Origin of the sequence: Streptomyces sp. 4N124, assembly GCF_052245395.1 — a bacterium.
GTDB lineage: Bacteria > Actinomycetota > Actinomycetes > Streptomycetales > Streptomycetaceae > Streptomyces.
The window spans coordinates 1-18,742 of record NZ_JBQQBS010000103.1 but is presented as its reverse complement, the minus strand read 5'-3'; the positions used below and the strand labels follow the sequence as shown (position 1 = coordinate 18,742).

Here is an 18,742-nt window from a genome sequence, read left to right as displayed (position 1 = left end):
TAGCGTGAGGGAAACGCCCGGTTACATTCCGAACCCGGAAGCTAAGCCTTACAGCGCCGATGGTACTGCAGGGGGGACCCTGTGGGAGAGTAGGACACCGCCGAACAAAATTTGAGAAAACCCCCGTGCTTTTCAGCACGGGGGTTTTCTGCGTTTGAGGTCGGTTTAGGCTCGTAGGCATGCGCTATGACCTCGTGATCTTCGACAACGACGGAGTGCTCGTCGACAGCGAGCCCATCTCCAACAGGCTCCTGGCCGCCTACCTCACCGAGCTCGGGCATCCGACCTCGTACGAGGACTCCCTTCGCGACTACATGGGCGCCGCCATGCACCGCGTACACGATCTGGTGGAGGAACGGACCGGGCGACGGTTGCCGGCGGACTTCGATGATGTCTTTCATGCTCGGGTGTTCGCGGCGTTCGAGCGGGAGTTGAAGCCGGTGGACGGGGCCGTGGGGGTGCTCGAGAAGCTTGCGGGGGACGGGGTGCCGTACTGCGTGGCGTCGTCGGGGAGTCATGAGCGGATTCGGGTGGGGCATCGGACGACCGGGCTGGACCGGTGGTTCGACGACGGGCGGATCTTCAGCTCGGAGGATGTGGGGCGGGGGAAGCCGGCGCCTGATCTGTTTCTGTACGCGGCCGAGCGGATGGGGGTCGCGCCGGAGCGGTGTGTGGTGGTGGAGGACAGTCCGTTGGGGGTGAAGGCGGCGGTTTCGGCTGGGATGGACGTGTATGGGTTCACTGCCATGACTCCTGTGGCGAGGTTGTCGGGGGCTACTCAAGTGTTTGCTGGGATGGGGGAGTTGGTCGGTCTGCTCGCCGACGAGGCCGCTCCGGGCAAACTTGAGGGAAATTCATCTTTGGCTTGATATACCCAGCGGTACGCCGGGGCCTTACGCTCGCCGCCATGACTGATGTGCTGCGGCGCGGTAGGGCCTCGTTGGCGTTCGGCTTCTTCGCTCAGGGTGTGGCCTTTGCGCTGCTCGTGACGCGCATCCCTGCCATCCAGGACCGGTACGGCGTCTCCGACGCGATGCTGCCTGCCTTCCTGGCGGCTGTGCCGATTCTCGCCGGGGTGGGCAGTGTCACGACCGAGCGGCTGGTGAAACGAATACGGCCCAGTGTGGTGCTGCGGTGGTCCCAGCCCGTGGTGCTCCTGGCGCTGCTCGGGGTCGGGACCGGGGACCGGACGGTTGAACTGGGCATTGCGCTGGGCGCGTTCGGGCTCGCCGTGGGGGCACTGGACGCGTCGATGAACATGCTCGGGGTGAGTCTGCAGCGGTCGTACGGGCGCAGCATCATGCTCAGCTTCCATGCCGCGTTCAGCCTGGGCGGGATTCTCGGGGCCTCGCTGGCGTGGGTGGGGGCGCACTGGGATCTGGCGCTGTTCGTGTCGTATCTGCCGGTTGTGGTGGTGCTTCTGCCGGCTGCGCTGGTGGGGAGTCGGTGGTACGTCGACGGGGTCGCGGAGGAGAAGGCGGCGGATGTCGAGGGGGGTGGAGGCGGGACACTCGGCTTCAAGGTGTTGTTGCCGTTGTGTCTGGTGATGACCTTCGCGTACATCGGGGACTCGACCGTCTCCAACTGGAGTGCGAAGTATCTGCAGGATGTGCTGGGGAGTTCGGAGCAGCTGGCCACCGTTCCGTACAACGTCTACATGGTGACGACGTTGGTGGGGCGGGCCATCGGGGACTTCGGGGTGCGACGGTTCGGGGCCGTGGTGGTCGTACGGGGTGGGGCGGTGGTGGCTGCTGTGGGGTTTGCTGTGGTGGCTGTGGCGCCTGGGGCCTGGGTGGGGATGCTGGGGTTCACCTTGTTGGGGCTGGGGTTGTGTGTGCTGGTGCCGCAGACCTTTGCGGCGGCCGGGCGGCTGTTTCCCGGGGCTTCGGATGCGGCCGTCGCTCGGCTGAATGTTTTCAACTACGTGGGGTTCTTGATCGGTTCGCCGTTGGTGGGGGCGTTGGGGGATGCCTGGAGCTATCGCGGGGCGATGCTTGTGCCGATGGTGTTGGTGCTGGTGACGTTGGTGTATGCCCGGTCGTTCGAGGGTCAACCGGACCGATACGGTGGCGGGCATGAGCGGCCGCGCACAGCTGATGTGGGACGAGGCAGTAACGGGCTATGACTTCGGTCCGGAGCATCCGATGGATCCGGTTCGGCTTGCGCTGACCCGGGGGCTGGTGGGTGCGTTCGGGCTCGACCGGGATGTGGAGGTCGTGGCGGCGAAGCCTGCCGGGGAGTCGACGTTGCGGCTGGTCCATCGGGAGGATTACATCGCCGCGGTGAAGGCGGCGTCGGAGGATCCCGGGGCGGCGGACGGGTCGTACGGGATCGGGACGATCGATGATCCGGCGTTCGCCGGGATGCATGAGGTGTCCGCGTTGATCGCCGGGCAGTCGGTGGGGGCGGCGGAGGCTGTGTGGCATGGGGATGTGCTGCATGCGGTGAACTTCGCGGGTGGGTTGCATCATGCGATGCCGGGGGGTGCGTCGGGGTTCTGTATTTACAACGATGCGTCGCTGGCTATTGCACGGTTGCTGGAGTTGGGGGCCGAGCGGGTCGCGTATGTGGATGTCGATGTGCACCACGGGGATGGGGTGCAGGCGGCGTTCTGGGAGGATCCGCGGGTTTTGACGATTTCGCTGCATGAGCATCCTCGGACCTTGTTTCCGCAGACCGGGTGGGCTGAGGAGACGGGGGCGGAGGGGGTCGCGGAGGGGTCGGCGGTGAATGTTGCGTTGCCGGCGGGGACCGGGGATGCGGGGTGGTTGCGGGCGTTTCATGCGGTGGTGCCGGAGTTGATTGCGGACTTTCGGCCGGATGTGCTGGTGACTCAGCATGGGGCCGATACGCATTTCGAGGATCCGCTGGCTCATTTGGCGGTTTCGCTGGATGCGCAGCGGGCTGTGCAGGTTGCTTGTCATGAGTTGGCGCATGAGTACGCCGGGGGGAAGTGGGTCGCGTTGGGTGGGGGTGGGTACGCGGTGGTGGATGTGGTGCCGCGGTCGTGGACGCATCTGGTGGGGATTGCGGCGGGGCGGGCTGTGGAGCCTGAGGCGGTGATTCCTGAGGGGTGGCGGCGGGAGGTGTTTGCTCGTACGCGGCAGTTGGGGCCGGTGCGGATGACTGATGGGCGGTGGCCTGTGGTCTTTGCTGCGTGGGAGGCGGGGTACGACCCTGCGGATCGGTTGGATCAGGCGGTGTTGGCTACGCGGAGGGCTGTGTTTCCGTTGCGGGGGTTGTTGGCGTAGGGGTTTTTCGCCCCCGCCGCCCCTACCCGTCCCATCCTGAAGGGGCTCCGCCCCTTCGACCCCGCCAGAGGGCTGCGCCCCCTGGACCCCCTGCGGGGCTTCGCCCCTGCACCCCACCGGGGCTTCGCCCCTGCACCCCACCGGGGCTTCGCCCCTGCACCCCACCGGGGCTTCGCCCCTGCACCCCACCGGGGCTTCGCCCCTGGACCCCGAACGGCCTTCGGCCTCGCCCCAGACGCCGGACGGGCTGAGGGTGGCTGAGGTCGCCTCGCCCCAGACGCCGGACGGGCTGAGGGTGGCTGAGGTCGCCTCGCCCCAGACGCTGGACGGGCTGAGAGTGGCTGAGGTGGGCTCGTCGTCAGACGCCGGACGGGCTGAATGAAGCCGACTGGCGTCCAGCGGTCAGCCCGTTGTGGGTGGGGATCTCGAACGCCGGATGGGCTCCAACGCGCCACACAGCACCGATTCCCCCGCTACGCCAACTGTGCAGTCTTCCCCCGTTCCCCTGACGCCCCCCACCCCCGTCCGTCACCATCGCACCCGTGTTGAGTACCGGTGCACTGCGTGCGCATCTGTTGGCTGCTCGGTTGGCTGGGGTGGTGGCCACGTCTCGGGAGGTGAGTCTGCGGAGTTATCGGCTGTTTGCGGCTCGGGATCCTCGGGTTTTGATCGGGATTGATCCTGAGTGGGCTTGGGGGGAGCGGGAATTGGTGGGGTTGATGGCGGAGAAGTGTGGGGTTTCGGCTGATTTGGGGTATGCGTTCGGGCCTGATGTGATCGATCCGGGGCGGACTTTGGTCGCGCTTGATGCCTTCGCCGATCGGGTCGGAGCCGTCGCGGAGCGTGGCGCGCCTGTGCTGTTCGGTACCGGGCATCCGCACCGGCTGCTCGGCTTCTACGCCGCCTTGGCGGACGCTTTGTCGGCGGCTGGATGTGCTGTGCTCACACCGGCGCAGGGTCGCTGTGTCGACATAACGACCCGGTTCGGTCTACGCACGTACAACCTTGACTACGTACGAGGAGTCGCGCTGATGCGAGAACCGGACGCCTCCCGCTCCGGTTGTGAGACCGGCGCACACACGCACTCGCCGCTGCCGGTTCGTACCGTGCTGGCGGCGGCGGCCGAGGCCGGCGGGCCGTTGCCCGAGTTGGTGATCGGGGATCACGGGTGGGTCTGCGGAGCAGGTCAGCTGGGGTTTGAGGCCATTGGTCTTGCGGATACCGATGACCCTGCGCTCTTCGTGGGGGAGGCCGAGGGGTCCGTGTCCGTCGTCGTTCCACTTGATGACGCTGTGCGGTCTGATTACTACCTGCCGCTTACCCGCTACGTACTCAATCGGGCGTGTCTGTCACAGTAGGCCGCCGATGGGTGCACCTCTTCCCCACTCGCATCACCCGCCCCTACATTGGGGAGTGAGCACGCAGCGACGAAGCGTCACCGGAAGGGGAAGCCGGTGGCCGTCGAGTGCGGAAGGTTCAGGTGTGTCATGGCTGCAGAGCAGAGGCCTCTGAGCGAGGTTCAGTTCCTTACCGTGGCGGAAGTCGCCTCGGTGATGCGAGTGTCGAAGATGACCGTGTACCGACTGGTGCACAGTGGTCATCTGCCTGCGATCCGGGTGGGGCGGTCCTTCCGCGTCCCCGAGAACGCGGTTCACGAGTACCTCCGCGAGAGCTATGTGGGGGTGGAAACCGCCTGACGACGGTGGTCCGGGGAGATCCTCAGGGCACCACTGGATCTGCCCGGCCCCCTCGATTACGACCTCAGCGCTCGGACGGGTAGGCTAGCCCCTCGTAGGTCGTATGGGCCCATGGCGCCCAAACGCCGAGTGATGAGAAGTGAGCGAGGGTAGTCGTGGGCTCTGTTATCAAGAAGCGGCGCAAGCGGATGGCTAAGAAGAAGCACCGCAAGCTGCTCAAGCGCACGCGCGTTCAGCGCCGTAACAAGAAGTAGTCCGCCCGTCCGCGAGGACGAGGACTACGGACGGCGCAGAAGACGTCGCGAGAGCGTGTCCGTGGCCCCCCACCGCACCCGGTGGGGGGCCACGTGTGTCTCCACCAGGATCGGGTGTTCTGTGCGTACGCCTGTGTTTCACATGGCTTGGTCTGTTCGTACGCCTGTGGATGTCGTCACTTCGTGCATTGGGTGGTCATCACAGCGCAACATCGAGCCGCTAGGTTGGCGACACACGGGGAACACGGCAGGGTAACGAGCAGCGGTGTGTCGGGGCAGGACGATTCCTGGAAGGAAGGCGCTGATCTTGGGGAAGGTCGTGCTCGTGACCGGAGTGGCCCGTCAACTGGGGGGCCGGTTCGTACGACGGATCCAGCGTGACCCACAGGTGGACCGGGTGATCGCCGTGGACGCGGTCCCGCCCGCGCATCATCTGGGCGGCGCCGACTTCATCCAGGCCGACATCCGGCAGCCGACCATCGCGCGCGTCCTCGCCGAGACGGCCGCCGACACGGTCGTCCACATGGATGTGACGGCCACCGCCCTCGGCAGCGGCAGCCGGGCGACGGTCAAGGAGACCAACGTCATCGGGACGATGCAGCTGCTGGGTGCTTGTCAGAAGTCCCCCAGCGTCAAGCGGCTCGTCGTGAAGTCCAGTACGAATGTGTACGGGTCCGCGCCGCGCGATCCCGCCGTCTTCACCGAGACGACCCCGCCGAAGTCCCTGCCCAGCGGCGGTTTCGCGAAGGACACGGTCGAGGTCGAGGGGTATGTACGGGGCTTCGCGCGCCGGCGGCCGGACGTGGCCGTGTGTGTGCTGCGGTTCGCCAACATCCTCGGCCCCACCGCCGACACCCCGCTCGCCTCGTACTTCTCGCTGCCGATCCTGCCGACCGTGTTCGGCTACGACCCCCGGCTGCAGTTCGTGCACGAGGACGATGTGATCGACGTCCTGCGGATCGCCTCGCACGAGCCGGAGCGCGGCACGCTCAACAGCGGCACCTTCAACATCGCCGGCGACGGCGTCCTGCTGCTCTCCCAGTGCTCCAGGCGGCTCGGGCGGCCCACGCTGCCGCTACTGCTGCCCGCCGTCACCTGGGCGGGCTCGGCGGTGCGTACGCTGGGGATGACGGACTTCTCGCCCGAGCAGATCCGGCTGCTGACGCACGGCCGGGTCGTGGCGACGGACCAGATGCGTGAGACGCTCGGATTCAAGCCGAAGTACACGACCGCCGAGACCTTCGCGGAGTTCGCGCGCAGTCGCGGTCCCGGACTTCTGCCCCCGGAGGCCCTCGCGGGGGCTGTCGACCGGATCGCCGCGCTGCCCTTCCAGGGCAGCGGCCACCCCCCGACGCAGAGCGCCAACTGAGGAGCGCATCAACGATGGCGGACGCCAAGGTCATTCCGTTCGACGACGACCGGTCCCGCGGGAGCGCCGTACAGCGGCCGCCGCGGCGCCGGACCAGTTCGGGGAGCCGGCGCAAGAGCGGTGAACCCGCACTGGTCCGTGAGGTCCAGCCCCTGCCCGGGCGGGCGCTCGCGCAGGATGATGTCCCTGTGACGCGTGAGGAACAGCCGCCGCAGCGGCCCAAGGACGACGGCGGCCTGGAGCGGCGCATCGCAGGCGGCCTGGCCTTCCTGCGCCGCCGTCTGACGGGGGACTACGACGTCGACGACTTCGGCTACGACGAGGAACTCACCGACCATGTCCTGATGTCCCTGCTGCGTCCGGTGTACGAGAAGTACTTCCGGGTCGAGGTGAAGGGCGTCGAGAACATTCCCACGGACGGCGGCGCCCTGATCGTCGCCAACCACTCCGGCACGATCCCGCTGGACGGCCTGATGATGCAGGTCGCCGTGCACGACCACCACCCGGCCGGCCGCCACCTCCGCCTCCTCGCGGCCGACCTGGTCTTCGTGCTGCCGGTGATCAACGAACTGGCCCGCAAGCTCGGCCACACCCTGGCCTGCGCCGAGGACGCCGAACGCCTTCTGGCCCAGGGCGAACTGGTCGGAGTGATGCCGGAGGGCTTCAAGGGCATCGGCAAGCCCTTCAGCGAACGCTACAAGCTCCAGCGTTTCGGCCGCGGCGGCTTCGTCTCCACGGCACTGCGCCAGGGCACCCCGATCATTCCGTGCTCGATCGTCGGGGCCGAGGAGATCTACCCGATGATCGGCAACGCCAAGACCCTGGCCCGGGTCCTCGGCTTCCCGTACTTCCCGCTGACGCCGACCTTCCCGTGGCTCGGCCCGCTGGGCGCGGTCCCGCTGCCGACGAAGTGGACGATCCAGTTCGGCGAGCCGATCCTCACGGACGGCTATCCCCCGGAGGCGGCGGAGGACCCCATGCTGATGTTCAACCTGACCGACCAGGTCAGGGAACAGATCCAGCACACCCTCTACAAGCTGCTGGTGCAGCGCCGCTCGGTCTTCTTCTGACTGAGGAAACGTTTGTACGACGACGGGGGCGCCCCTCTCACAAGGGGCGCCCCCGTCGTCGTACTACCGCCGTAACGCCTACTCGACGTCCTCGCCTTCGATGCCGAGGCCGGGCAGCAGGCCCGGGAGCAGTGGCGGAAGCGTGACGTCCGGCTCGGTGCTCGGCGTGCTGTTGCCGGACGGGGTGGCTGTGCCGGTGTTCTTCGGCGGGTCGAGCAGGCCGCCGGTGCTGCCGCCCAGCAGACCGTCGCTCTCGGTATCGGAGTCGGACGGCTTGCTGGGCTTGGTGTCGTCGGCGCCGCCGCGGTCCGATGTGCCGCCGCCCGCGCTCGGTGGTGCGGACCGATCGGCGCCGGAGGAGCCGGTGGACGTCGAACCGGAGCCCTGCCGCTCACCGTCGCCGCCGCCCCCGAGGGTGGGAGGCTGCGGAAGCAGGGACTGCAGCGGGGCGACCTCTTCGTCTATGGCGTCGAAGACCGACGACACCTGCTCGCTCACGTCCCCCAGCTGCACGGGAAGCCGCTCGCGCAGCGCGCCCCAGGCATCGCGGTGCGAACTCGAGAAGGTGGAGAGGGCCTGGATGGGGCCCAGGGACGCCGGGTCGCGCTCGTAAGCCGCGCTCAGCAGGCGGTGGCCCTCCGAGGCGTCGTGCGTCATACCGGACAGGGCTCGGCGGATCGCGCCGACCGACTCGTGGTCGAGCTGTCCGCTGCGGTCGCGCTCCATCAGGCGTCGGGCCTCGCTGAGCCTGGTCGAGGCCTGGTCGAGGTAGGAACGGCCGCGCTCGTCGTCCCCGTCGGCCAGGTAGTTGAGCTTGAAATCCTCTATGCCGCGCTTGAGCCCGTACAGCGAGTCGCCGGGCAGCGCGTCGGAACTCGCGGCGGCGACTCCACCGAAGGCCCCGGCGGCGACCCCGACGCTGAGCCCGCCGGCGGTGAGTCCCTTGGCCAGCCGCGTGCGTGGCCGCAACTTGCCCAGCGGGCTCGCCCGATGGGCGCCGCGGCCCCGATGGGACCGCTGCGCCGGCATCGCGGGCGCGGTCGCCCCGCCACCCACGGAACCCTCTTGGAGCATGGCCTCCATGGCGGCCACCAGCTGGGCGCGCTGGACGACCTTGACCTCGGGGTCCATTTCCGGCTTGGGCAGCTCGCCGAGACCGGTGGTGAGGGCCAACAGGCGCCCCTGCTCGGTCTGTTCCGCAGCAGCCTCTGCCGGTGGTGCCTCTGACTGCTCGGCCGCCGGGCCCCGGTCGGACTCCTCCAGGGCCTGGGCGAAGGCGTTCGCCCGCCGGTGCGCCGATACGTTCGCGATCACTGGCGGCACCTCCTCTCGTCATGACGGTCGACTCCCCAGGGGGTCCTGAGGGTTGCACGCCCTGACCGAATCCACACGATCGAGTGATCGAAGACGGTCGGGGAGTGACCACAGGGAGCCTGCATCCCGCACAACGAGCGGCGCGGCACTTGGGTTACGGACGATGGATGATCCGACGGTGAAGTCAACAGAACGTCACTGTAGGTGAGTTGGGGATGGCTGAGCGTGTACGGGCGGTCAGCGGGCGTCGTCCGGGAGGAGCCGGGCGAGAGTGCGGACGGCACGGTACTGGAGGGTCTTGATCGCGCCCTCGTTCTTGCCCATGACGCGGGCGGTCTCGGCGACGGAGAGGCCCTGCAGGAAGCGGAGCGTGACGCACTCCTGCTGCTGGGGATTGAGTCGGCGCACGGCATCGAGCAGTGCGGCATTGGAGAGGGATTCGAGCACCGAATCCTCGGGCGAGCGCTCGACCTCATTGGCGTCGAGCATCTCCCCGGTGGTCACCTCCAGCCGGAACCGGCTGGACTTGAAGTGATCGGCGACGAGGTTGCGGGCGATGGTCACGAGCCATGCCCCGAAGTCCCGTCCCTGCCAGGTGAAGGTGCCGATTCTTCTGAGTGCCCGCAGAAAGGTCTCGCTCGTAAGGTCCTCGGCGGTCGCCTTACCTCCCACCCGGTAGTAGATGTACCGATAGACAGTGTCGCTGTACTGGTCGTAGAGGCGCCCGAAGGCATCGGCCTCGCCGGCCTGTGCGCGCTCGACGAGGTCCATCATGCGCGCGCTGTCGCTGTCCGCGGCCGGGCGGCGAGCGGTGGTGGCACCGGCCGAACGCCCTCGTCTGCTGACGGCGGCGGTGCCGTCGGCAAGCGCGTAGCACGGGCCGACCGGCGCTGTGGCTACGGCGAGGGCGGGGACGGCGTACGCGGTGGGGACGAAGCCGCGCAACAGGTCCAGGACCGTTGCGCGCAGCGTAGCCAGGCCCGAGGCGTCAACCCCGACGTGTGGGTACACGGGACTCCCAGAGGCAGAGCTTCCATCACGTGCAGTGCGGGACCGTTCACCCGTCGTAGCGACGGAGGGGTACCGGTTTGCGTCTGAGGAGAATAACGCTTCGTGCAGGCATTGCTACGCCCAGTTGCTCAAATCATCGATTCCGTCGCTTCTGTAACCGATTGACGGTCGATCAAGTGCCGCACAGTGACCGGTTGTTGATCGTGTGTGGTCGGGTTCCGGTCAGGAGCGGGGCGTGTTGTGGCCGTGTGCAGCCAACGGGACTGGGTGGGGCGGTGTGGGGGTACGACCACTGGATTGCCCGGCGTTTTGGGCGTGGCCCGGGGTGGGGGCTGGCCAGGGGGTGGGTCGCGCAGCCCGGCGCTGACGGGGTGCCAAGCGCTCTGCGGGAAGTGCCGTGATCTGTCGTCGGTCGGCTACGGCGCCGTCGTGGCTGGTCGCGCAGTTCCCCGCGCCCCTTAGCGGCGTCGGCGGCTCAGGGCGATGGCTGCTGCTGTGCCGCCTGCCACCGCGCCGACGCCGGCTGCTGCTGGGATGCCGACCTTTGCGGCCTTGCGGCCGGTGCGGTAGTCGCGGAGGCGCCAGTCGAGTTCGCGGGCGTGTTTGCGGAGCTTGGTGTCGGGGTTGATGGCGTAGGGGTGGCCGACGAGGGAGAGCATCGGGATGTCGTTGTGGGAGTCGCTGTAGGCGGCGCAGCGGGTGAGGTCGAGGCCTTCCGCTGTGGCCAGGGCGCGCACCGCCTCCGCCTTCGCCGGGCCGTGCAGGGGCTCACCCACCAGCTTGCCCGTGTAGACCCCGTCCACCGACTCGGAGACCGTGCCCAGTGCGCCCGTGAAGCCCAGGCGTCGGGCGATCACCGTGGCGATCTCGACCGGGGCCGCGGTCACCAGCCACACCTTCTGGCCTGCATCCAGGTGTGCTTGGGCGAGCGCGCGTGTGCCGGGCCAGATGCGGTCGGCCAGGTACTCGTCGTAGATCTCCTCGCCGATCGTCATCAGCTCGGCCACCCGGTGGCCCTTGACGATCGACAGGGCGGAGTCGCGCGCGTCCTGCATGTGTTCGGGATCCTCGACCCCGGCCAGCCGGAACCACGCCTGCTGCCAGGCGAACTTCGCGAGATCGCGGGTCTCGAAGAACTTCCGCTTGTACAGCCCGCGTCCGAAGTGGAAGAGCGCGGCGCCCTGCATCACGGTGTTGTCGAGATCGAAGAACGCGGCGGCCTTGTCGTCGCCGAGTACGGGGAACTCCGGTTCTCCCTTGTCCTGCTCGGCGGACGGCGGCGGTTCCTGCTCCTGCGTGGACTTGCGTGCTGCCTCCGCCGACGCCTCGCCTGCCAACACGCTCCGGGCGGTGGCGGAGCGCCTACGGGGAGTGAGCCATCCAAGAGCGGCCATGGCGTGAGCATAGCCAGTCTGTTCGGTGGTTCCGGAGTCGGGAGGTTTGGTGGCTGTGAACTCTCCGCGACCGTGCAGTTAAACCGTGGTCGTGGCGGCGCGAGAATGGCCGTATGAGTCCTATCTTCCGGCGGCCCGCCGCCCGTGCCCGGCTCGTCACTCTCATTCGCAAGCCCGGCTGCCACCTGTGTGATGACGCACAAGTGGTGGTCGAGAAGGTCTGTGCGGACCTGGGTGTTCCATGGGAGGAGAAGGACATCACCCAGGACCCCCAACTCCATGACCAGTACTGGGAGCAGATTCCGGTCGTCCTGGTCGACGGGGAGCAGCACACGTTCTGGCGCGTGAACGAGGACCGGCTCCGCAAGGCTCTGGCCAAGCACTGACCGACCAGTCCAAGTCGGCCGGAAACTGGCTTAGGATCGACGGCGTCCTGGTCTCGGGGGTGGGGATCGTTGAGGAGAGTGTTCGGTTTTGACCCCCGTGTCGGCCCGGAAGGAGTGGCGCGTGACCCCGGTCACGTTGGCCGGGCAAATCGGACACCATCTTTGTGCACGCGTTCACAAAGACATAGCCTGCTTTCGACGGGGCGGTCCAGGGACGTGTGACCGCCTGCAGCCCCGCTCTACCCGCAGGAGCACCGTGGCAACTGGCCGAACTCACCGACCGGCGACCCGTAGCCGAGGGATTCCCGAGGCCACCGTCGCCCGGCTTCCGCTGTACCTTCGCGCGCTGACCGCACTGTCGGAGCGCTCGGTTCCCACGGTCTCCTCCGAGGAGCTGGCGGCCGCGGCGGGGGTCAACTCCGCCAAGCTGCGCAAGGACTTCTCGTATCTGGGCTCGTACGGCACCCGTGGTGTCGGCTACGACGTCGAGTATCTCGTCTACCAGATCTCCCGCGAACTCGGGCTGACCCAGGACTGGCCGGTTGTCATCGTCGGTATCGGTAACCTCGGCGCCGCCCTCGCCAACTACGGCGGGTTCGCCTCCCGTGGCTTCCGGGTCGCCGCGCTGATCGACGCCGATCCGGAGATGGCCGGAAAGCAGATCGCCGGGATCACCGTCCAGCACAGCGACGACATAGAGCGGATCATCTCCGACAACGGCGTCTCGATCGGGGTCATCACCACCCCGCCCGGCGTCGCCCAGCAGGTCTGCGACCGGCTCGTCGCCGCCGGCATCACCTCCATCCTGAACTTCGCGCCGACCGTGCTGTCCGTCCCGGACGGCGTCGACGTGCGCAAGGTCGACCTCTCCATCGAGCTGCAGATCCTCGCCTTCCACGAGCAGCGCAAGGCCGGCGAGGAGGCCGCGTCGGCCGACGGCGCCGGCCCGGTCGCCGCCGTGCGCGGCGAGTCCGCCGACAAGGGACCGGACGGGGACGTACCCGCCGTGATGCCGGCATGAGTCTCCTCGTCGTCGGGCTGAGTCACCGCAGCGCTCCGGTCAGCGTCCTGGAGCGGGCCGCGCTGTCCGCGGACGCCCAGATCAAGCTGCTGCAGGACACGGTCGCCGCCGAGCCGGCCACCGAGGCCGCCGTCCTGGCCACCTGCAACCGCATCGAGCTGTACGCGGACGTGGACAAGTTCCACGCCGGCGTCGCCGAGCTGTCCACGCTGCTCGCCCAGCACAGCGGGGTCGGCCTCGAGGAACTCACTCCGTACCTGTACGTGCACTACGAGGACCGGGCCGTCCACCACTTCTTCTCGGTGGCCTGCGGGCTGGACTCGATGGTCGTGGGCGAGGGCCAGATCCTCGGCCAGATCAAGGACTCGCTCGCGACGGCCCAGGAGCTGCACACCGCCGGGCGCCTCCTCAACGACCTGTTCCAGCAGGCCCTCAGGGTCGGCAAGCGCGCCCACTCCGAGACCGGCATCGACCGCGCGGGCCAGTCGCTGGTCAGCTTCGGCCTGGAGCAGCTGGCCGTCGGCAAGCCGGTCGACGGCTGGGCCCGCGGCAAGAGGGCCGTGGTGATCGGTGCGGGCTCGATGTCCTCGCTGGCCGCGGCGACGCTCGCGCGTGCCGGGGTCGCCGAGATCGTGATCGCCAACCGGACCCTCGACCGCGCCGAGCGGCTCGCGCAGATCCTCACCGAGGGCGACGACACGGACGTGCTGGCTCGCGCGGTACCGATGGAATCGGTGCCGGCCGAGCTGACACGTGCCGATGTCGCGGTGTCCTGCACGGGGGCTACGGGACTGGTGCTGGCGGCGGAGACGATCGCGGCGGCGCTGGATGGCCGTGGGGTCGTCGCGCAGCCCGGCGTTGACGGGGTGCTGCCTGCGCCCACCCGTGCCGCCCCAGGCGGCACGACTGCCCGCAGCTTGGCGGGTGGCGAAGAGAACTGTCCGCTCGATCTGGCCGCCGTACAGCCCGGGTTCTCGGTGCTGGGCGAGGACGCCGTGGCCGGCATGGACGCGGCGACGCTGGAGCAGCACGCCGCGTGGGTCTCCGGGAGCGCCGTGGACCGGCGCGAGGCGGGTCGCCGTACCCCCGAGGCCGACGCCGAGCTGATCACCGCGCTTGCCGCGACCGCGGCCACCGCCGGGCGGATCCCCGAGCGGCGCAGGCCGGAGCCGGTGGCGGTCGTGCCGCGGCCGGAGCCGGTGCTGTTCCTGCTGGACCTGGCGATGCCGCGCGACATAGACGCGGCCGTGCACCGGCTCGCCGGCGTGCGGCTGGTGGACATCGAGTCGCTGGCGGAGGCCTCCGCGGACGCTCCGATGGCGGCCGACGTCGACCAGGTCCGCCGTATCGTCTCCGACGAGGTGACGGCGTTCGGGGCGGCGCTGCGGGCGGCGCACATCACGCCGACCGTGGTCGCGCTGCGGACGATGGCCGCCGATGTCGTGGCCGGCGAGATCGCGCGGCTGGAGGGCCGGCTGCCCGGCCTCGACGACAAGCACCGGGCGGAGATCACACAGACCGTGCGGCGCGTCGTCGACAAGCTGCTGCACGCGCCGACCGTACGGGTCAAGCAGCTCGCGGCCGAACCCGGCGGCGCCGGGTACGCGGACGCCCTGCGGACCCTGTTCGACCTCGACCAGGAGACGGTGGCCTCCGTCTCCCGCGCCGAGGACAGCACCAGCAAGAAAGACCGAGGCTCGGCATGAGTGACGACAAGGCCCTGAGGCTGGGGACCAGGCGAAGCAGACTCGCCATGGCCCAGTCCGGGCAAGTGGCAGAGGCCGTGAGCCAGGTGACCGGACGGCCCGTCGAGCTCGTCGAGATCACCACGTACGGCGATGTGTCCCGTGAGCAGCTCGCGCAGATCGGCGGCACGGGTGTCTTCGTGACGGCGCTGCGGGAGGCCCTGCTCAAGGGGGAGGTCGACTTCGCGGTTCATTCGCTGAAGGACCTGCCGACCGGGCAGCCGGACCAGCTGGCCCTGGCCGCCGTCCCCGAGCGCGAGGACCCGCGGGACGTGATCGTCGCCCGGGACGCGCTGAAGTTCACCGACCTGCCGCGCGGGGCGCGCATCGGTACGGGTTCGCCGCGGCGGATGGCCCAGCTGAACGCGTACGCCCGGACCCATGGGCTGGATATCGAGACGGTTGCGATTCGCGGGAACGTGGATACGCGCGTCGGGTATGTGCGCGATGGTGAGCTGGATGCGGTGGTGCTGGCCGCGGCCGGGCTCAGCCGCATTGGCCGTATCGACGAGGTGACCGATTTCCTTTCGGTCGACACAGTTTTGCCCGCTCCCGGCCAGGGAGCACTCGCGATCGAATGTGCCGCGGACAACGCGGACCTGATCGCCGCGCTCGCGGAGCTCGACGACCCGTTCACGCGGGTCGCCGTGACTGCCGAGCGGTCACTGCTCGCCGCCCTGGAGGCCGGCTGCAGCGCCCCTGTGGGCGCGCTGGCCGACCTTTTGGCCGACGGGCAGATTGTCAAGGAAATGCGCCTGCGCGGCGTCGTCGGCACGACCGACGGCTCGCGGATGGTGCAGTTGTCCACCACCGGTCCCGTGCCCGAGACGTACGACCAAGCAATGGCGCTCGGCCGTGAACTCGCGGCCGAGATGCTTGCCCAGGGCGCGGCCGGTCTGATGGGGGAGCGAGCACATTGAGCCCCACCACCCTTCCCGCCGGTCCGGAACACGGGCACGTCACCTTCCTGGGTGCCGGACCCGGAGATCCGGGACTACTGACTCTGCGCGCCGTCGAGGCGCTGGCAAACGCGGACGTTCTCGTCGCCGAGCACGAGGTGCTCGACGTCGTACGCGCTCATGCCAGATCGGGCGTCGCCGTCGTGAACACGGAACCGGGTCCTTCGTCGGACCCGCATCCGGGCACAGGCACGCCTCAACTAACGGTTGTTGACGGTCAGTCAACAACCGCTGGCGCCCCCGCCGTGCGGGATGCCGCACATCTTGTCATGGAGGCCGCGCGGGGCGGCAGGCGGGTCGTGCGTGCGGTCTCGGGGGACCCGGGACTGGATACGTACGCCGCCGAGGAAATGCTCGCCTGCGCCGCCGCGGGTGTTCCCTTCGAGGTCGTGCCGGGTGTCGCGGCCGCCGTCGGGGTGCCCGCGTACGCCGGTGTTCCGCTGCGGGACGCCCAGGGCGCCGATGTGCGGTTCGTGGATGCGCGGACCGCGTCGGACCGGTGCTGGACCGAGGTCGGTGCGTCGGACGGCACGGTCGTCGTGTCGACGACGCTGGAATCCGTGGCCGCGGCCGCGGGTGAGCTGGTGTCCGCCGGGCGCAAGCCCGATACGCCGATGACGGTCACGGTCGCCGGTACGACTACTCGGCAGCGGACGTGGACCGCCACGCTGGGGACGATCGCGCAGACGCTGAAGCAGGCGAAGGTGCTGCCCTCGCCCGAGGGCGCGCGGCCCGTGATAGCCGTGGTCGGGGAGCGTTCCGCCGCGGCTCAGCGTGAGCAGCTGTCGTGGTTCGAGTCCAAGCCGTTGTTCGGCTGGAAGGTGCTCGTTCCGCGTACGAAGGAGCAGGCGGCGTCGCTTTCCGACCAACTGCGGTCGTACGGGGCCGTGCCGCATGAGGTGCCGACGATCGCCGTCGAGCCGCCGCGGACGCCTCAGCAGATGGAGCGGGCGGTCAAGGGGCTGGTGACCGGGCGCTATGAGTGGATCGCTTTCACCTCGGTGAACGCGGTCAAGGCCGTGCGGGAGAAGTTCGAGGAGTACGGGCTCGATGCGCGCGCCTTTGCCGGGATCAAGGTCGCCGCGGTGGGGGAGCAGACCGCGAAGGCGTTGGTCGCGTTCGGTGTGAAGCCGGATCTGGTGCCGAGTGGGGAGCAGTCGGCGGCGGGGTTGCTGGAGGACTGGCCGCCGTACGATCCCGTTTTTGATCCCATTGACCGGGTGTTCCTGCCGCGCGCCGACATCGCTACCGAGACGCTGGTGGCGGGTCTCATTGAGCTTGGGTGGGAGGTTGACGACGTTACGGCTTATCGGACCGTGCGGGCGTCGCCGCCGCCTGCGGAGACTCGGGAGGCGATCAAGGGCGGCGGGTTTGATGCCGTGCTGTTCACGTCGTCTTCTACGGTGCGGAATCTGGTCGGTATTGCCGGGAAGCCGCACAACGTGACGGTGATTGCCTGTATCGGGCCTGCTACGGCCAAGACCGCTGAGGAGCATGGGCTTCGGGTGGATGTGATGGCTCCGGAGCCGTCTGTGCACAAGTTGGCTGAGGCGTTGGCGGACTTTGGGATGCGGCGGCGGGCTGCGGCGTTGGAGGCGGGGGATGCGGTGACTCGGCCTAGTGAGCGGCGGCCGGGGGCGCGGAGGCGGCGTACGACGTAGCTCCGCGGGAGCCGCGATGGGCCGTCTGTCGTCTGCGGGCCCGTCGTGGCTGGTCGCGCAGTTCCCCGCGCCCCTTCGGGGCGCTTACGGGGTCACCGTGTGGCCGTAGCGTAGGAGGTTTTTGGGGTCGTAGGTTGCCTTGTCCTGGCGTAGGCGGTTGTAGACCTCGGGGGTCCAGGCTCGGGCTCGGTCGGATTCGGTGCCGGGGCGGCCGTGGATGTTGACCATGGAGCGGCCGGTGCCGTAGGGGGCCATGGCGGTGTTGAGGGCGGCCGTGGCTGTTTCTACGGCCTCGGCCGCTTCTGGGCTCGGTACTACGGCGACCGTTTCCAGGAGGTGGCTTGCGTCGCGGGCGCAGATCGCGTCCTCCGTGGCGGTCGTGCGGGCCAACGCGCCTCCCATGTGGCGGAGTTCGACTATCAGCAGGGGGTAGTCGGGGGGTGCCGCCGGGCCCGCGTGTGCCAGCAGGGTGTCGACGGCTTCAGGGGTGAGTTCCGCCAGCAGGGCGCACGACTCCCTTGCGGGCAGGGGGTCCTGGGGTTCCGCGTAGATCGAGTCCACGTCGGTGTAGTCCATTTCGTCGACCGTGTCGAACACGATGGGGGCGGCGGAGCGGATGGGGCCGAGGAGGCGCCGGCCGTCGGCCGGGTCGCCGGTCCAGGCGATCGCCACGCGGGCCCAGAAGCGGCCGCGCAGCGGTTCGGGGATCGCCGGGAGCGGGGGGAGGCGGAGGAGGGTGAACGCCGAGCACATCTGGGTGGGGACCGTGGGGGTCCAGTCGGCCCAGGCTCGGAGGAGGGGTTCCGCGTGGTCGCCGGCGCAGTAGATGCCGCCGCCGAGGATGCGGGTCAGGGGGATCAGCTCGGTCACCAGTGAGGTGACCACGCCTACGTTGCCCTTGCCGCCGCGCAGAGCCCAGAAGAGTTCCGGTTCGTGGGTCGCGTCCGTTTCGCGGAGGGTGCCGTCGGGGGTGACGACGTGGAAGGAGCGGACCAGGTCGGAGGCGTATCCGTAGGCGCGGCCGAGGATCGGGAGGCCGCCGCCGAGGGTGTAGCCCATTACGCCGGCGTCTGTGGAGGTGCCGTTGAGGGCGGTCAGGCCGTGGGGGGCGGCGGCGTCCAGGACGTGGCGCCATTTCGCGCCTGCGGCGATCGTTGCGGTGCGTTGGGCTGGGTTGATCTGTACGTCCGTCATGCGGGCCGTGTTGATCAAGAGGCCGTTGTCGATCGGGAAGTTGGCGCCGTGGCCGGTGCCCTGGACGGCTACGGGGGTGTCGGTGGCTGCGGCCCAGCGCATCGCGGCGACTATGTCGCCGGGGGTGGTGGCGCCGACGACCACGTCCGGGATGTGGCGGGCGGCCAGGTTGAAGCCGGTGACTTCGTCGGCGTAGCCGTCGTCCGTGGGGCGTAGGACCGGGCCGAGGATGTCGGAGAGGGCGAACAGGTCGGGGGTGTCGTGGGGGTGGTGGGCCGTCGTCATGGGGTCCTCCCCGTTGGGGTGCTCCGGGTGCTCGGGGGGCTTGGGGGCTTGTTCTCTCAGCTTGGACCCGGGGGGCGTGGGGTGCCTCCTGGCGGGGGGCTGGGGCTGCGGTTCGGGCGCGTGTGAGTGGG

General features: G+C 69.0%; 17 protein-coding genes and 1 rRNA gene. 14 read left to right on the top strand and 4 right to left on the bottom strand.

Translation table 11 applies throughout. The annotated features are described in order from the left end of the window. From rrf to ACTWQO_RS46915, 9 genes are all read left to right on the top strand, one after another. A 5S ribosomal RNA gene (gene rrf / locus ACTWQO_RS46955) occupies window positions 1–106 on the top strand; the annotation flags it as partial. A gap of 73 nt (window positions 107–179) precedes the next feature. Next, a complete protein-coding gene (locus ACTWQO_RS46950; protein WP_443243534.1) occupies window positions 180–869 on the top strand; it encodes an HAD family hydrolase in 690 nt (229 codons plus the stop codon). 38 nt (window positions 870–907) lie between these two features. After that, window positions 908–2,125 carry an MFS transporter gene (locus ACTWQO_RS46945; protein ID WP_443243533.1) on the top strand — a complete coding sequence of 406 codons (1,218 nt, stop codon included), beginning with the start codon at window positions 908–910 and terminating at the stop codon, window positions 2,123–2,125. Beyond that, a complete protein-coding gene (locus tag ACTWQO_RS46940; RefSeq protein WP_443243532.1) occupies window positions 2,076–3,251 on the top strand; it encodes an acetoin utilization protein AcuC in 1,176 nt (391 codons plus the stop codon). The genes ACTWQO_RS46945 and ACTWQO_RS46940 overlap by 50 nt, the downstream gene beginning before the upstream one ends. A gap of 542 nt (window positions 3,252–3,793) precedes the next feature. Continuing rightward, window positions 3,794–4,609, top strand: coding sequence for a phosphatase (locus tag ACTWQO_RS46935; RefSeq protein WP_443243531.1), 816 nt, complete (start codon window positions 3,794–3,796; stop codon window positions 4,607–4,609). Window positions 4,610–4,738: 129 nt separating this feature from the next. Beyond that, window positions 4,739–4,948: a helix-turn-helix domain-containing protein gene (locus ACTWQO_RS46930; RefSeq protein WP_016437488.1), complete on the top strand. Its 210-nt coding sequence runs from the start codon at window positions 4,739–4,741 to the stop codon at window positions 4,946–4,948. Between the two features lie 155 nt (window positions 4,949–5,103). Continuing rightward, entirely contained in the window at window positions 5,104–5,202 is a 99-nt protein-coding gene (locus ACTWQO_RS46925; protein ID WP_003948845.1) for a 30S ribosomal protein bS22, read from the top strand. A gap of 307 nt (window positions 5,203–5,509) precedes the next feature. Further along, window positions 5,510–6,571 (top strand): NAD-dependent epimerase/dehydratase family protein, encoded by a 1,062-nt coding sequence (locus ACTWQO_RS46920; protein WP_443243530.1) that lies wholly within the window; start codon window positions 5,510–5,512, stop codon window positions 6,569–6,571. Window positions 6,572–6,585: 14 nt separating this feature from the next. Then, window positions 6,586–7,641, top strand: coding sequence for a lysophospholipid acyltransferase family protein (locus ACTWQO_RS46915; protein WP_443243529.1), 1,056 nt, complete (start codon window positions 6,586–6,588; stop codon window positions 7,639–7,641). Between the two features lie 78 nt (window positions 7,642–7,719). On the opposite strand, the gene ACTWQO_RS46910 is transcribed toward ACTWQO_RS46915, so the two are convergent. The 3 genes from ACTWQO_RS46910 to ACTWQO_RS46900 form a co-directional block, all read right to left on the bottom strand. Continuing rightward, window positions 7,720–8,955 (bottom strand): DUF5667 domain-containing protein, encoded by a 1,236-nt coding sequence (locus ACTWQO_RS46910; protein WP_443243528.1) that lies wholly within the window; start codon window positions 8,953–8,955, stop codon window positions 7,720–7,722. A gap of 237 nt (window positions 8,956–9,192) precedes the next feature. Next, on the bottom strand, window positions 9,193–9,966 hold the full coding sequence (locus ACTWQO_RS46905) for an ECF subfamily RNA polymerase sigma factor, BldN family (protein WP_443243527.1): 774 nt from the start codon (window positions 9,964–9,966) through the stop codon (window positions 9,193–9,195). A 458-nt stretch (window positions 9,967–10,424) separates the two neighbouring features. Beyond that, a complete protein-coding gene (locus ACTWQO_RS46900; RefSeq protein ID WP_443243526.1) occupies window positions 10,425–11,360 on the bottom strand; it encodes an HAD family hydrolase in 936 nt (311 codons plus the stop codon). A gap of 113 nt (window positions 11,361–11,473) precedes the next feature. On the opposite strand from ACTWQO_RS46900, the gene ACTWQO_RS46895 reads away from it, so the two are divergent. From ACTWQO_RS46895 to ACTWQO_RS46875, 5 genes are all read left to right on the top strand, one after another. After that, window positions 11,474–11,746 (top strand): glutaredoxin family protein, encoded by a 273-nt coding sequence (locus ACTWQO_RS46895; RefSeq protein ID WP_443243525.1) that lies wholly within the window; start codon window positions 11,474–11,476, stop codon window positions 11,744–11,746. A 256-nt stretch (window positions 11,747–12,002) separates the two neighbouring features. Then, complete coding sequence (locus tag ACTWQO_RS46890; RefSeq protein WP_301983085.1) at window positions 12,003–12,767, top strand: redox-sensing transcriptional repressor Rex; 765 nt, start codon at window positions 12,003–12,005, stop codon at window positions 12,765–12,767. After that, window positions 12,764–14,473: a glutamyl-tRNA reductase gene (locus tag ACTWQO_RS46885; protein WP_443243524.1), complete on the top strand. Its 1,710-nt coding sequence runs from the start codon at window positions 12,764–12,766 to the stop codon at window positions 14,471–14,473. Before ACTWQO_RS46890 ends, ACTWQO_RS46885 begins: the two co-directional genes overlap by 4 nt. Beyond that, window positions 14,470–15,432, top strand: a complete 963-nt coding sequence (gene hemC, locus ACTWQO_RS46880) for a hydroxymethylbilane synthase (RefSeq protein ID WP_443243523.1) — start codon at window positions 14,470–14,472, stop codon at window positions 15,430–15,432. Before ACTWQO_RS46885 ends, hemC begins: the two co-directional genes overlap by 4 nt. After that, entirely contained in the window at window positions 15,429–17,132 is a 1,704-nt protein-coding gene (locus tag ACTWQO_RS46875) for a uroporphyrinogen-III synthase (protein ID WP_443243522.1), read from the top strand. Before hemC ends, ACTWQO_RS46875 begins: the two co-directional genes overlap by 4 nt. Before the next feature lie 84 nt (window positions 17,133–17,216). Here the strand turns inward: ACTWQO_RS46875 and ACTWQO_RS46870 are convergent, their stop codons facing one another. After that, window positions 17,217–18,611 (bottom strand): FAD-binding oxidoreductase, encoded by a 1,395-nt coding sequence (locus ACTWQO_RS46870; RefSeq protein ID WP_443243521.1) that lies wholly within the window; start codon window positions 18,609–18,611, stop codon window positions 17,217–17,219. Between the last annotated feature and the right edge of the window lie 131 nt (window positions 18,612–18,742).

Coding starts and splice junctions, on each gene's coding strand:
- hemC (WP_443243523.1), top strand. CDS start 14,470: ATGAGTGACGACAAGGCCCTGAGGCTGGGGACCAGGCGAAGCAGACTC.
- ACTWQO_RS46930 (WP_016437488.1), top strand. CDS start 4,739: ATGGCTGCAGAGCAGAGGCCTCTGAGCGAGGTTCAGTTCCTTACCGTG.
- ACTWQO_RS46885 (WP_443243524.1), top strand. CDS start 12,764: ATGAGTCTCCTCGTCGTCGGGCTGAGTCACCGCAGCGCTCCGGTCAGC.
- ACTWQO_RS46895 (WP_443243525.1), top strand. CDS start 11,474: ATGAGTCCTATCTTCCGGCGGCCCGCCGCCCGTGCCCGGCTCGTCACT.
- ACTWQO_RS46940 (WP_443243532.1), top strand. CDS start 2,076: ATGAGCGGCCGCGCACAGCTGATGTGGGACGAGGCAGTAACGGGCTAT.
- ACTWQO_RS46870 (WP_443243521.1), bottom strand. CDS start 18,611: ATGACGACGGCCCACCACCCCCACGACACCCCCGACCTGTTCGCCCTC.
- ACTWQO_RS46945 (WP_443243533.1), top strand. CDS start 908: ATGACTGATGTGCTGCGGCGCGGTAGGGCCTCGTTGGCGTTCGGCTTC.
- ACTWQO_RS46950 (WP_443243534.1), top strand. CDS start 180: ATGCGCTATGACCTCGTGATCTTCGACAACGACGGAGTGCTCGTCGAC.
- ACTWQO_RS46915 (WP_443243529.1), top strand. CDS start 6,586: ATGGCGGACGCCAAGGTCATTCCGTTCGACGACGACCGGTCCCGCGGG.
- ACTWQO_RS46900 (WP_443243526.1), bottom strand. CDS start 11,360: ATGGCCGCTCTTGGATGGCTCACTCCCCGTAGGCGCTCCGCCACCGCC.